The sequence below is a fragment of the Acaryochloris marina MBIC11017 genome (genome assembly GCF_000018105.1).
GTDB lineage: Bacteria > Cyanobacteriota > Cyanobacteriia > Thermosynechococcales > Thermosynechococcaceae > Acaryochloris > Acaryochloris marina.
The window spans coordinates 3,873,496-3,886,548 of the sequence record NC_009925.1; the positions used below are offsets into that span (position 1 = coordinate 3,873,496).

The 13,053-nt window shown below is 50.1% G+C and carries 9 protein-coding genes and 1 pseudogene; 4 read left to right on the plus strand and 6 right to left on the minus strand.

What is annotated here, in order from left to right; translation table 11 throughout:
• Nucleotides 1-16 precede the first annotated feature (16 nt).
• The 3 genes and pseudogenes from AM1_RS17350 to AM1_RS44265 form a co-directional block, all read right to left on the minus strand.
• A protein-coding gene (locus AM1_RS17350; protein WP_148215757.1) for an IS630-like element ISAcma25 family transposase occupies nucleotides 17-890 on the minus strand; the annotation gives its coding sequence in 2 pieces (ribosomal slippage) (nucleotides 17-559 and nucleotides 561-890; 873 coding nt in all).
• 167 nt (nucleotides 891-1,057) lie between these two features.
• Nucleotides 1,058-4,681, minus strand: a complete 3,624-nt coding sequence (locus AM1_RS17360) for a WD40 domain-containing protein (RefSeq protein WP_012164186.1) — start codon at nucleotides 4,679-4,681, stop codon at nucleotides 1,058-1,060.
• A 244-nt stretch (nucleotides 4,682-4,925) separates the two neighbouring features.
• Nucleotides 4,926-5,276: pseudogene (locus tag AM1_RS44265) on the minus strand (aldo/keto reductase); the annotation flags it as partial.
• A 36-nt stretch (nucleotides 5,277-5,312) separates the two neighbouring features.
• Here AM1_RS44265 and AM1_RS17370 point away from each other — a divergent pair.
• Nucleotides 5,313-5,969, plus strand: coding sequence for a retropepsin-like aspartic protease family protein (locus tag AM1_RS17370; protein WP_012164187.1), 657 nt, complete (start codon nucleotides 5,313-5,315; stop codon nucleotides 5,967-5,969).
• A 60-nt stretch (nucleotides 5,970-6,029) separates the two neighbouring features.
• Nucleotides 6,030-7,550, plus strand: a complete 1,521-nt coding sequence (locus AM1_RS17375; protein WP_012164188.1) for a SagB/ThcOx family dehydrogenase — start codon at nucleotides 6,030-6,032, stop codon at nucleotides 7,548-7,550.
• A 28-nt stretch (nucleotides 7,551-7,578) separates the two neighbouring features.
• Here AM1_RS17375 and AM1_RS17380 read toward each other — a convergent pair whose 3' ends face one another.
• On the minus strand, nucleotides 7,579-8,277 hold the full coding sequence (locus AM1_RS17380) for an HAD family hydrolase (protein ID WP_012164189.1): 699 nt from the start codon (nucleotides 8,275-8,277) through the stop codon (nucleotides 7,579-7,581).
• Nucleotides 8,278-8,555: 278 nt separating this feature from the next.
• On the opposite strand from AM1_RS17380, the gene AM1_RS17385 reads away from it, so the two are divergent.
• Nucleotides 8,556-8,867 carry a DUF6679 family protein gene (locus AM1_RS17385; RefSeq protein WP_010473466.1) on the plus strand — a complete coding sequence of 104 codons (312 nt, stop codon included), beginning with the start codon at nucleotides 8,556-8,558 and terminating at the stop codon, nucleotides 8,865-8,867.
• Here the strand turns inward: AM1_RS17385 and AM1_RS17390 are convergent.
• Nucleotides 8,864-10,576: an MBL fold metallo-hydrolase gene (locus tag AM1_RS17390; RefSeq protein WP_012164190.1), complete on the minus strand. Its 1,713-nt coding sequence runs from the start codon at nucleotides 10,574-10,576 to the stop codon at nucleotides 8,864-8,866. The two genes, AM1_RS17385 and AM1_RS17390, sit on opposite strands and share 4 nt — an antisense overlap.
• A 156-nt stretch (nucleotides 10,577-10,732) precedes the next feature.
• Between AM1_RS17390 and AM1_RS17395 the strand changes: the two genes are divergently transcribed.
• Nucleotides 10,733-12,040 carry a hypothetical protein gene (locus tag AM1_RS17395; RefSeq protein ID WP_012164191.1) on the plus strand — a complete coding sequence of 436 codons (1,308 nt, stop codon included), beginning with the start codon at nucleotides 10,733-10,735 and terminating at the stop codon, nucleotides 12,038-12,040.
• Between the two features lie 346 nt (nucleotides 12,041-12,386).
• Here the strand turns inward: AM1_RS17395 and AM1_RS17400 are convergent, their stop codons facing one another.
• Nucleotides 12,387-13,043, minus strand: a complete 657-nt coding sequence (locus tag AM1_RS17400; protein WP_238549002.1) for a hypothetical protein — start codon at nucleotides 13,041-13,043, stop codon at nucleotides 12,387-12,389.
• Between the last annotated feature and the right edge of the window lie 10 nt (nucleotides 13,044-13,053).

A 13,053-nucleotide genomic window follows, 5' to 3' on the forward strand; every position in this document is an offset into this window, starting at 1 on the left:
GCAGTCGCCATTCTATTCAGGACACTAGATGTAGAACATGTTCCATTGCTTCTCTGAGAGATCCAAAATGTTCTAATTGGTGACGGATGCGACTTTTAATCCAAGACCAAGACCGCTCAATCTTGTTCAAGTCAGGGGAATAAGGCGGTAAATACCAAACCTCACATCCTGCTTTTTCCACTAATTCCTGTATTTGTCCTCCCTTGTGAAAAGTGGCATTATCTATCACCAGCTTCTGCCCAGGCTTGAGCACGGGTATCAAGCAACGCTCTAGCCAAAGTTCAAACACAGTCCGATTGCAAGCTCCTTCGATCGTGAACGGTGCCATCAACTGCTTTGCTCTCAACGCCGCAATCATATTGACTCGGCCGCTTCTACGCCCAGTCTTCAAAGCATAAACCCGCTCACCTTTGGGGCCATAAGCATAGTCATACTCGTCTCGATGATCCATGCCCGACTCATCCGCATAGACGATATCGTCTGGGTCCACGGTACTCAGACGTTTGATGAACGCTGCCCGTTTGTGCTTATCTCGTTCTCGGTACCCATATGTTTTTTTTTCGAGTAAATCCGATTTTCTGGAGGGCTCTTGAGATGGTTCGATCACTAATCTCTCCATCCCATAGTTGAGCCATCTGAGCTTGGGTTTTATGACGATGCTTGTGGGCAAACGCTCGAAACTTGTCCCAGTCAGTGATTTTATGGCTATGGCCAGGATGATGGACTGGCTTGGGATGCAAATCACCCGTTTCCGCCTTGAGGTGTTGCCATTGGTTAATGGTGTTACGACTGATATGGAACAGTTCACTCGCTTCTGAAGGGCGCATCCCATCTAGCTCAATCGCATCTATCACTTTGCAACGTAGGTCGTAACTATAAATTTTGGGCATCACACAGGAGAAGGAATAAAATACTTCTCTAGTTTAAGTCCTTCTCAATATGGCGACTGCTATAACTACCAGCCGGGCAGGGCTAGCCTTAGTTTCATGACTGGGTTTACTAACCGGGGCCAAGGTCACAGCCCTGTCTTAACCGCAAGGGGCACTCGTCCTCGCGATTACCCAGATGATAGGAGCTGACGATCAATCGCGCCCAAGGTTTGCAACGTAATCCGCTGGGCAGTGGTTAACCCTTTAGCACCAGTAATATCCATGCCTTCATAGAGCCGAGCCGTCAACACCGTCAAACAGTCTCCTGTCTGAATCTCCCATACCCGCACAGACTGATCCTGCGAACCGCTGACAAGATATTGACCATTAGGGCTAAAGGCCACGGAGCAAACCAACTGAGTATGTCCACATAAGGTTTTTAGGCATTTCCCCGTTTGCACATCCCAAAGCTTGATGGTGTGATCATGGGAGCCAGAGGCCAAAATAGAGGGCTGACTAGCGTTGCTCGGACTAAAGGCCACCGCAAAAATCCAACTCTTATGGTCTGTCAAGGTCTGTAGGCATTCCCCCGTATCGACATGCCACAGCTTGACCGTATGGTCCTGGGAGCCGCTGGCTAGGATTTGACCGTCAGGATGATAGGCGATGCTGTAGATGCGATCGCAATGCCCTTTCAATACCTGGAGACACTCTCCCGTTTGCACATCCCAAAGTCGCACCGTTTGATCCGTACTGCCGCTGGCTACCGATCGATGATCAGGGCTAAAAGCCACCGACCAAACCTGATCGCTATGTCCTTTTAGCACATGCTGACATTGCCCCGTTTCCACAGACCATAGCCGCACATCTGGGTCACCCCCACCACTGGCAAACCATCCTGCTTGCCCCGAGACAGAAGCCAACGCCACGGCAAATACCCAATCAGGATGATCATAAAAGGTTTTCTCACACCGTCCCGTTTGCCAGTTCCAGATGCGCACCGTCTGATCCGTACCGCCACTAATCAGGTAACGACCATCATCGCTAAAGGCCAGGGACCGGACCACTGCTCGATGATCACGCAGCTTTAATATTGCGGTTTGCTGTTGCCAGTCCCAAAGATTAATCACCGAATCGCCACTACCACTGGCAATCAGCTGTCCTTGGGGGTGAAAGACAACGGGTAAGGCCCAATCGGTATGGCCTTGCCAAGTTCTGAGGCACTGGGTCGTTTGCCAGTTCCACAGCCGTACGGTTTGGTCGAGGGTGACACAGGCTAAGGTTTGTCCATCGGAATGGAAGGCCAAGGAAAAAATCTGGTTGGTATGGCCCTGCAAGGTGCGCAGACACTGATCTGCTTGGCAATCCCATAGCTTCACGGTTTGATCGGCACTGCCACTGGCCAGAATCGGAGCCTTCGGACTGAACGCCACGGAATAGACCCCACTCTGATGTCCTTCATAGGTTTGCAAGCAGAGGGCTGTTTGGAAGTCCCACAGTTTCACCGTGCCATCATCACTGCCACTCGCCAGATAGTCCCCATCATGGCTAAAGGCAACCGAACGAACCCGTCCATGGTGGCCTTTCCCGGTTTGTAAGCATTTCCCAGTTGTCAGATCCCAAATCTTAATCGTCTGATCTTCGCTGCTCGTCACCATTACCGCAGGAGGGGGGTGTGCCGATGAAGATTGGGGGGGCATGGCCACCGCTCGAATCCAGCCTTGATGGCCTTCACAGGTCTGAAGACATTGACCGGAGTGGGTGCGCCAGAGTTTGGCAGTGCCATCCCCACTCCCACTCGCAAGTAGAGTGCCATCATGATTAAAGGCTACAGAAAAGACCTCATGGGTATGGCCCACCAGAGTCCGTAGGCATCTGCCCGTGGATACTTGCCACAGCTTGACGGTGTGATCGGCGCAAGCACTGGCTAATAAATATCCTTCTCCCTGAATTTCTGAGGGTTGGGGTGAAAAGGAAATGGCTCGGATCCAGTTTTGATGGCCTTGGCAAAGGGTGACTTGTTGCCCTGTTTTAATCTGCCATAACCGAATATTGTAATGATTGTCGCAGGTGGCTAACAGCTCACCATCGGGGCTAAAGGTTGCCGCCAGGATATTGCCGAGAATTTCTGTAAAGACCGTTCGGCTCAAATCTGTGTTTGCAAAATTGACCTGGGCTAAGTTTTCCCCTTGTAAATTGGCTTGCCACACCGTTAGGGCTGACAAATCATAGCCACTTAAATCAATCTCTAGGCGCTGGAGCAAGTGCAAGACATTGCCAGCAATATAGGCCGTGTCTTGGTAGGGCTGTCCATGTAAGGGGGCTAAAATTTGCTGACAGCGGGCTTCAATGGTAGTTTTTGTGCCCAGTAAATCCAGCAGTTTATCTGTAATGGGCTTCAGAATCAGGGACTCTTGGGTTTTGCGAATATAGTCTTGAGCTTGGGCTTTGACCCAGGCATGGGTCCTAAGTAAATGAGGAATCCCATCAACAATCTCTTGGGTGGCGGCTTCAATCAGCTCTCGGGTCACAAATTCCATCACAACTGGCTGTTGGGTAAATCCAGTTCTGATTTTTTCGATCAGGGAGCGGCGTTGCAAGGAAACCAAGACTGGCATCAAATCATTAAAGGCAACATTCTTGACCAAATCTGCTTTGAGATCGGCAAAGGAGAGGGGTTCGCGATTGATAGCTAGCCAATACATCACCTCTTGCTCACAGGCAGTCAAACGTTGAAACTGGCGGGCCAATAAATCGCGAATATCGTCAAAGATAAATGGACCTTGCTGGACAAAGGCTAAAAACTGGCCAATATCGCTGTCAAAATAGTCGCGGATGGCTGAAGCAACGATTTTAATGGCCAAGGGATTACCCGCATAGCGCTGAATCACAGCCTGCCACTCCTGCTCCTGGGCCACATATTGACCTTTGGTCTGAAACAGCTCCCGTCCTTCCCCTAGGGGTAATCCCTCTAATCGCAGACACTTAACCGGAAGATTGACACCTTCCTGGGCAATCAGTCCCTGGGGTTGCTCTCGGGAAGTTAGCAGCAAGCAGCTTTGATGGGCTGTTTCGCCCATCCACCGAAAAAATTCTCCATAGCCTTCATACCCTGCCACATATCGGCCCTGGTAATCCCCCTCCTGCAAAATGGATTCAGCATTATCGAGGACAATCAAACAGCGAGCATTGCGCATATAGGTCATCAAGTGCCGCAGACGCTGCTCATTGTCTGGAAATTGAACCGTTTCTTGCTGACAACTCAAAAACTGAATCAGTTCAGTCAGGAGCTGGTCCAAGGGTGGGGCATTCCGAAGACTACGCCAGATCACCCATTCAAACTCTTGGGTCAGGCTATAGGCCAGGTTGGCAGCTAGGGCCGTTTTACCCATGCCCCCCATGCCCAGCACCATAATCAAGCGACAGTGAGCCTGAAGCATCCAGTCACTCATCAATTCCAGCTCAGGCAAACGACCATAAAAGTCGTTGATGGCGGGTGCATCTCCCCAATCTTGCCGGGTTAGGCTGGGCAAATTAGGTTTGATCGGGGTCAAGGTGGCAACGGATCCCTCTTCATCAGCAAGGTTAGGGTCCAGCTCAACCACCTCTTGCCAAGAGACTCCAACTGCTTCGCAAATGGCAACAAAAGCTTCGCTGCGGATCGCAGCCCCAGACCAAAAACGATTGAGGGTGGATCGGGACGTATAGGAAGCACGACACCAGGCTGATGAGGTTTTATTCCATCGTTTAATCCGTCGGGCCCGATCAATGAGCGTTAGTCCCCAATCAGAGGCTTTCAGGGAATCGGCCATCCTTAGCCTCCCAGGTTAGACCCTTGCCTACCATTGCCTTGAATTCCCATGAAACGACCCTCATCTCACCTGCAACATGGATATGCTAAACCGAAAGCTAGAAGTCTTTGCCCCTCTTCCTCATAAGTCTTTAGATGTCAGAGCTACCACGCCCACATCACCGGTTCAGAATCCAAATGATCTGTCACGATCCGGCCCATCTGATCGATGGTGGCCAAATCTGCGGCAGATAACGTCTGATCACCGGTCCATGAATTTGATAGAGGTCCATGTAGTCCGTTTGCAGGTTGTGCAGACTGCGATCGCCAGCCTCGATCACTTGCTCATACTTGAGGTGATTGGCAAAGACTTTAGATGCGCAGACCCGTTGCGATCGCTGATCCGAGACTGCCTGGACAAGCATTTACTCCGAATGCCCATCCCCGTATACTTCTGCCGTATCGATGGTGGTAATACCAGCCTCCACCGCAGCTTAAACCGTGCGAATGGTTTCAGCATCGTCAATGTCTACCCACCCTCGTTTGCCAGCTTGCCAGGTCCCCATAATGATTGGGGTAACCTGAATAGTAGTGCTTCCCAAGCATCGAGTCTCCATTGCTGCCCTCTCACTTCACGCTGCCTCTCCCCATCTATGAAGGTTTCTATCCCCGTTTTTTGTTTCAGTCTGCTTCTAAGCCTAACGCCATTCTCCGCCCAGGCTCAATCTACCGTGGCGGGTCTTAATCAACAATTACAAGATTCAGTCCATCGCCAAAACTGGTCTGAAGCGATTCAAGTGATCGATCAGCTGATTCCCCTCGCACCTGAGCAAGCGGCTCAACTCAAGCAGTACCGAAGTCAACTCAAGCAGCTCCAGCAGACGGGGTTTAAGGGTAGCTCTTCTAAGCCTGCATCGGCCAAAAAAGCCACAAGCAAAGTGGGCCTGGTTCCCATCAAACGCCGGTCAGGAGGCGTAGCCATTGTGGACGTGAGATTTAATAGTCGCCGTACCTTTGAAATGTTGGTGGACTCGGGGGCCAGCCGAACCGTCATTACTCGGCCCATGGCCAAAGCACTGGGTATAGGTACCTCGGATGTCGTGGGTACCTTCGGGGCGTCCACGGCCAATGGCTATGCAGAATTTCCGATCGTCTATGTCAAGGCCATGGAAGTGGGTGGATTGAAGAGTTACCAAGTGCCCGTCGCCGTGGCTGGACCCGATATGGACATGGGGTTACTGGGTCAAGATTTTCTCCAAAAGTATGATTTCACCTTTCGCGGAAATCAGATCGAGTTTCACAAGCGGTAGGCAATGCTTAAACGGGTGTGCCAGGATTGAAGGTGCATTGTTTACCCTTTTCCCAGCCTTATGGCAGATGTCCTTAGCATTACCCAGCACTACCATCAACGGACAAAATATGATCCAGAGACCCTCTCGCAACGGGGGCGCTCCCTGGATTTTAGCCAACAGCCCATGCCGTTCAAGGACTATAAATTTGGCACCACCATTGGGCTCAAAGAATACCTAGAGCAAGGGGTCGACGCCTCCCAGATGCAGTGGCAGCGGTTATCTCGCCTCCTGTACTGTAGCTACGGCATCACCGCCGTCATTCCCTATCCGGATAATCCCCTCTACTTGAGGACGGCCCCATCTGCAGGGGGCTTATATCCGGCAGAACTCTATGTCATTGCTGGGGAAGGCACTGTCCTACCCGCTGGCCTCTATAACTACCAGGTCCGCACCCACTCCTTGTTACGGTTCTGGGACAGCCATGTTTGGTCAGCCTTAGAATCTGCTTGTCTTTGGCATCCTGCCCTGGCGAAAACTCAATTGGCCGTAGTGGTCACTGCTATTTTTCATCGGTCTGCCTGGCGATATGAAGACCGCGCCTATCGGCGAATTTGCCTGGATAGTGGCCATTTACTAGGCAATATTGAGCTAGCCGCTTCCATTTGTGATTATAAAGCTCACCTGATTGGCGGTTTTGCCGATCAGCCCTTTAACCAACTGCTATATCTTGATTCAGATCAAGAAGGCGTCGTCGCGGCGTTCGCCTTAGCTGACTTATTGGAGGCCGACCAAAACTTACCCCCTGCCCCCACCCTGTTGCCTTCTCCCACCGTAGAAGATTTTCCCAAGTTACCGGATGGCGAACTGCTCGCTTATACCCACACTGCTACCAGTATTGCCTCCGAAGACATTACCTATAACAATCCCCTACCCACTACGACCAAAGAAGATAAATACAATTTTCCATTCTGCCTAAAAGTGCCGCTTGCCAACACCCCCGTGGATTGGGGAGATGACTTAATTGACTTAAAGGAAAGCATTCTCAAACGCCGATCCACCCGCAAGTTTACTGGGGATTCCTTGAGCCTAGACACCTTAAGTCGTCTCCTCAGTTTCACCTATTGCCCAGAAAACTACCAAGAGCAAGGACTAGACGGCGATCCGGGCTTTTTCGATTTAGGGCTGATCCAAACCTTTATCGCCGTTTTAGATATCACCGATTTAGACACGGGCTGCTACTACTATGCTATTCAAGCTCAGGAGCTGCGGCAAATTCGGTTTAAGAACTTCCGACGAGAATCCCACTATCTGTGCTTAGGTCAGGATCTAGGGCGAGATGCCGCCGCCATTGTGTTTCATACGGCTGATTTGCAAAGTGCGATCGCACGCTACGGTGACCGGGCCTATCGCTATCTCCACATGGATGCAGGGCATCTGGGACAGCGTTTAAACCTAGCCGCCACCCACCTGGGGGTGGGAGTCAGCGGCATCGGTGGTTTCTTTGACGATCAGGTGAACGAAGTCTTAGGCATCCCAGAAGAAGAAGCGGTCCTCTACATAACGACTCTAGGAAAACCGCCCCCTCCTGCCCAGGAGTAAGGGAGGGCTTCGTCAGTGACCCGTGATTTTAACGCGCAAAAATGGCTTGAATTCGATCGAGTTCAATCTGGTGCAGATAATCAACACACCAATTCGCCTGACGTTGCAGCATATGAAAAGGCAAGGTATGCGCCACCCCCACCACAGGGACTTGGGCCTGTTTGGCTGCCTGAATACCCGCAAAGCTATCCTCAATCGCCAAGCAATCACAAGGGTCTAAATCCAACCCAGGAAACTTACGATTGAGGCGCTTAATCGCCAATTGATACCCGGCTGGATCCGGCTTACTTCTTTTGACATCTTCCGAGGTGACGGTAATGGGAAAGGCCTCCTCCAAAGACAGTTGTTTAAGCACCAGTCGCACTTCTGACCGGAGCGCACCACTGACGATGGCCAGGGTCAACCCCGCATCTAGGCATTGCCCAATCAGCTCGATCAGGCCTTCAAAAACCGGTAGGTATTCCAAAGATTCTATATATTGGCGGTAAGCCTTCGCTTTGAAGGACAACAACCGCCGCAGATGAAACTGATTGAGGGGCTGCTCCATGCTGGCATACAAATCTTGAAAACAGGCCCGATCCGTTCGACCCAGACAGTGAAGCTGCAGCTCTTCTTGAGTGAGGGGCAAATCTTCTTGCTCCATCATCTCCCAGATAATCTGCTGGTGAATGCGCTCGTCATCTAGCACAACACCATTGAAATCAAATAAAACTGCCTTCAGGGGCATGGGAGCTTATCAAACTTACAATAACCAAACCGCAGCAATTACTGCTACACTCGTTTCAATTTCGCGGTAGGCTGACAGACCGATTCAGGCAATGCGATCGCACGTTTAGTTCTTGAATGCCTACTCAGGCGTGATCCGAGTTAATAGACTACACTGGATTGAACAGTAAAGCAAAGTCGGATATGGGGGAAACGGCGTCAAATTTATTACTCGGTTGCTTACTGTCTTTAATCCTCTAATATGTCCGCTGTTTGAACGTTGTTTTGGAGAGGCCACTTATGCTAGACCGCAAGATCTACCAACTCTACAATAACGGTCAAGAAGTCTGGATCTACTTAAGGGACCAGCAGCGCTGGTTGGATCGCGCTCGTGTGACGGGCCTAGATGGCGATATCGTCACCATTCGCTATGAAACCGAAGAAGATGATGAGATTTGCGCCTGGGAAGAGATGGTCCGCATCGAAAGTATTGGAGCCGTTACCACGCGTTTAGCGGCAGTTCCCAAACATAATATTGACCCTATGGTCTCAGATGACTGTCCCGAAGCAGAACAACTCCCCAACCCACACCCAGACAATAATTCAGACTAAACATCTACTCCTTCGTCGTCGAAGTCTTCTGACCCAGGCTCTACGCCTGACCTATCATCGATCGGTGCGTAGACCGGACACGTTCCCTGGGGAGACACCTTAAAGCCATATAGAGCAGATTCTGTCTGCCAACAGCGTTGGTTTCGATAGTAATGGCAGTTGGCACAGCAAGTGCGATCCATAGGGTGCTGGCTGGCACTACTGCGTAATATTTCCGCCTGAGACAATCCTCGAATCACCAGTTGATGCCCCTGCCAAACCGCTTCAATTAAGCCAGTGTCCGCAAAGGTCTGCCACCGTGGGTCTTCGAGAATATCAGCTCCTAAGCTCAGGGTGGCAGATAATCCTGACTCCACCAGTTCACCCCTATAGGTTTGTAAAGGCGGAGCCAGAGACTCTTGGGGTAGAAGGGCACTCTCCGCCAACCCCACTTCCAGTCGCTCCCCCAGCATCAGAGGATGAAGCTGATAGCGATTCTGTAGATCCGGGGTTTGCATTAAATCCTCAACCACTAGGGGTGAGCGGTGATAGAACGCCACATGGCGGGGACGGCTATTATGAATCAACTGAGTCGTACTAGGGCCATCACAGGCTTGTGCCAGCAGAAAAGTCTGTCTCTGCCAGGAAGCCGGAAGGCTCACCGGGTCCCCCTTGGCATCCTGAGGATGCTCTCGCAATGCTTGAGGCGATTCAGGAGGAATAGGGTCTAACACCAGTACCTGATCTCCTAGAGCCTGAACATATTGCCCCAGCTCAGTTTGATGACGGACGAGAAGAATACACGGTAATTGAGTCATTGCTTCGAGCGGTTGGATCTGAAGCCGTCCGCTGGCTTGCCAAAACAAAGACTGTTGACGAGCAAAATTTTGAATACTGGCAGGCAAGGACGTCAAAATCTGGCCATAGGCATCACATCCTTGAGCCACCGTCTCATCGACCCAAACTGTAACCTTCTGGCGGGCGAGTTCTGCGTTCGTCCGAAACAACATCAACAGCTCTTGTCCCAGCCCCACTTGAGGCACGGGTATGACGATGGATTGTTGAGCGGCTAACGCCTGGAGCAGGGCTTGTACCAACTCACTTTCTTGCTGTTTTCGAGGGGGGTGTTGCAGGGTTCCATAGCCCCCCTTCAGAAGCAACAGATCAATCCTGCGATCTTTGAAACTGGCGGTCGATAAGGCAGGGGCAAACCGAGTATGAGTTAAATAAAAATCTCCCGTATAGGCAACGGTATAGACTTCCCCTATCTCGGCCTCAACCATCACCGTATAGGTCAGTAAACAGACGGCTGCTCCAGGCATCTGCCCCGCAGGAATCAGTTCTAGGGTCAAGTCTGAAGTCAAGTTAAACGGCGTATTCCAGGCAATGGGAGTACACTCAGAAGCCCATTGATCAGTCTCCAGGTGACTCAATATTTGCTGAGTTTCAAGGCTTGTATAGATCGGCATTTTGGGAAAGGATTGGCGCAACGCTCCTAACCCACGCACGTGATCGGCATGGGCTTGTGAACAGACGACAAAATCGGCAGGCTGCTGCTCAGAAGGGTGTTCCACAACTGCATCAGACTGCAACTCATCTGCTTGTAAGCCAGAGATATCGGCTAATCCACAGTCCAACAAAATCCGATACGGCCCTAACCTCAGTCCTAGGCACACACCGGTCTGGGGTTCAACACCATAGGGAAAACATTCAACTGGCACTGGAGACATAAGTTTTGAGGCTTGCACCGCTGATCCATTAAAGCTTTGTAGCCCTAGGCAAAAGCCTGAGGCCAAATTTTTTACAGAGTCCCTGCATATCAATCCAAAAACAAACCTAACAGTTGAGTAAGGTCAACCACCATCCAATCAACTTAGGAAACCGTTATGCAACACCAACTAACCACCACCAAGTTTCAGCCTTCTAAAGTAGCCCAGGTACTGCGAAACGCAACCAGCGCAACCTTGGGAGCCATGGTTCTCACAAGTCTAGTCCCCTCACCTGCTGCTGCTCTTTCTGGTCAAAAAACCATCCCAGCATCAAGGGTTGCCCAAATAATGAACGGCACCTTGACAGACGCTAAAATTCGTCTCAACAACGTGGATCTGAATGGCTATGGTCGCTACCTCAAAGACGATTGGTATAAACCTAATGATTCCTATTTCCAATTTATGGGCAGAAAACAGTCTATTTCGCTCCAGCATTGGACAGGTAGACGGGAAAAAGGTCATATGCGTTGGTATTACTACATCAATAATGTCAACACAGAAGCGGTGACGCTACGTCACGAAAACAATCGCTATGTGTTCCGAGCATTCTTCGAAAGTCGCGATCGTGAAATTAAAGGACTGTGCCGCTGGAAGAAAGCAGTAGGCAAAAACAAAGGGAAATATACCCAGTGCAAACCCAGTGGTAATGATCGCCCCGCTCCCGATGGTGATTTTAACCATGCCAAGGTGCAAATCGCTCTCAAACCTGTAGTTCGCAACGGCGGGATTATCCTCACGGTGCCTCAGCGAAGCAATGTCAAAATTGGCGGCGATTTACAAATCCAAGGTGTTCTCGGTTGGTTTAACAAGATTGAGGACGCCATCGAGAACTATGGCAAACGCAAAGTGGGCGATGCGATCTACCATGCATTCCAAGATCCTCAACGACAGGCAACGATGCAACAACGCACGGCCAATGCCATTAGCCGATTAAATGCTTTTGCTAGATTCGCAAATGTACGGCCCGTCAGGTTCAAGCCCAACGGTGATTTGGTGGTGGCCTACGACATCAAAGTCGATAAAAGTATGGTGTCAACCGTCCTCCAGCAAGTGAAGCATCCTCGCCAGGGTAAGGCTTGTAAGGGCACGATGGACCTCAAAGCACGGTTTAAATCCCAGTATCCAGCTAAACTCACCTATCAATTTGAAGGCGAGAATGGGGCACTCAGCCCTAAGCAAACCCTCACGCTGGCAAGTAAAACCCCCAAAACCATCACCCTAAAGCGCAGAACAGGTGGACCAGGGACAACTAAGCAAATTGTCCAACTGCCGAAGCGCGGCAAGCGCCTCAGGGTGTCAGGGAAAAGTCGTGCCCATTGGTCATTTGTCATCGATGGCCAACGAGTCTCAGGCAAAACCCCTTGGAAACCCTATTCCATCTATTGCCCTATTCCTCAACAATCGCCAGGCGGATTCAAGTCTTAATCAGGAAGGTGAACGCCACCTTCTCAAGGGATTCTCACTTATCTTGATCAATTGATGGCTGTAGCTGTGGGTATTTTGCCTACAGCTACAATTTTCTATCAATCTTTATTATCGCCTGGTTAATACCTTGGCCACTCCAAATCCAGCAGAATTTGATTGCACACAGTCCGAAACTACAGCGTGATTTTGCAAGTCCAAACTTAAGCATCTTGATTCACAGAGCATCAGATCAAAGCCCCTTGCACAAGCCAATTGTTAATGCGTCACTTTACGAATCAAATCGAGATGTCAAAGGATCGATAGTTGGTCATATCCCCAATATTGCTCCATGTCCTGTCAATTCCACTTAATCCAAGGCAAGGGATGACAAGATATCCTGCGGAGGAAGATATGGATTGGGCCACAACACTAAGCGGCACCAAACATTCCGCTCTGGGTCATATATACGAGGACCTAACTCTTCCAAGTCATCTTCATCCTCCAGCTCATCTTCATCTTCTATCATGGGCCAATGCTCTAAGGTATAGCTCTCATCCAGAGCATTCAAAGATCCCAAATAAAACCGCAAACGATACATATCTGGCGCAATATAGATCGGTTTGGCGACATCGTGATCCATCAGTCCATGAAGATAAAGCTCTCCATTCGATAAATCAAAACTCACTTCGGCAATATAAAACCAGTTCGATAAATTCTGCTCATCTAGATCCTCTGGTGGTGAATCCCACAACTCTAGACGTAGAGGAAAGTCGATTTCATCACAGGCAACGTAGAGGCAAATCGCTTGACTCGCAATCGTCATGCCTTTGAGCCGTTCATAAGCAATGGTCTGAGGAGGGATCAGCTCTTGAAACTCGTCAGCAGCTGGGTTTGCCCCTCTGCTTTGTTGGGGAATATCGTAAAAGCTAGGCAGCGGCGGTAATTCTGCTGTTCGATGATTAGAAAGATAGATAGTATAAAGCTCAGAGTCAATATTAAAAAATTCTTCTCTAAGTTGCACCATACTCCTAGAT

Excerpts from the sequence above, each read along its gene's own strand:
- AM1_RS17395 (WP_012164191.1), top strand. The coding sequence starts at position 10,733 with ATGCAACACCAACTAACCACCACCAAGTTTCAGCCTTCTAAAGTAGCC.
- AM1_RS17380 (WP_012164189.1), bottom strand. The coding sequence starts at position 8,277 with ATGCCCCTGAAGGCAGTTTTATTTGATTTCAATGGTGTTGTGCTAGAT.
- AM1_RS17375 (WP_012164188.1), top strand. The coding sequence starts at position 6,030 with ATGGCAGATGTCCTTAGCATTACCCAGCACTACCATCAACGGACAAAA.
- AM1_RS17385 (WP_010473466.1), top strand. The coding sequence starts at position 8,556 with ATGCTAGACCGCAAGATCTACCAACTCTACAATAACGGTCAAGAAGTC.
- AM1_RS17400 (WP_238549002.1), bottom strand. The coding sequence starts at position 13,043 with ATGGTGCAACTTAGAGAAGAATTTTTTAATATTGACTCTGAGCTTTAT.
- AM1_RS17390 (WP_012164190.1), bottom strand. The coding sequence starts at position 10,576 with ATGTCTCCAGTGCCAGTTGAATGTTTTCCCTATGGTGTTGAACCCCAG.
- AM1_RS17370 (WP_012164187.1), top strand. The coding sequence starts at position 5,313 with ATGAAGGTTTCTATCCCCGTTTTTTGTTTCAGTCTGCTTCTAAGCCTA.
- AM1_RS17360 (WP_012164186.1), bottom strand. The coding sequence starts at position 4,681 with ATGGCCGATTCCCTGAAAGCCTCTGATTGGGGACTAACGCTCATTGAT.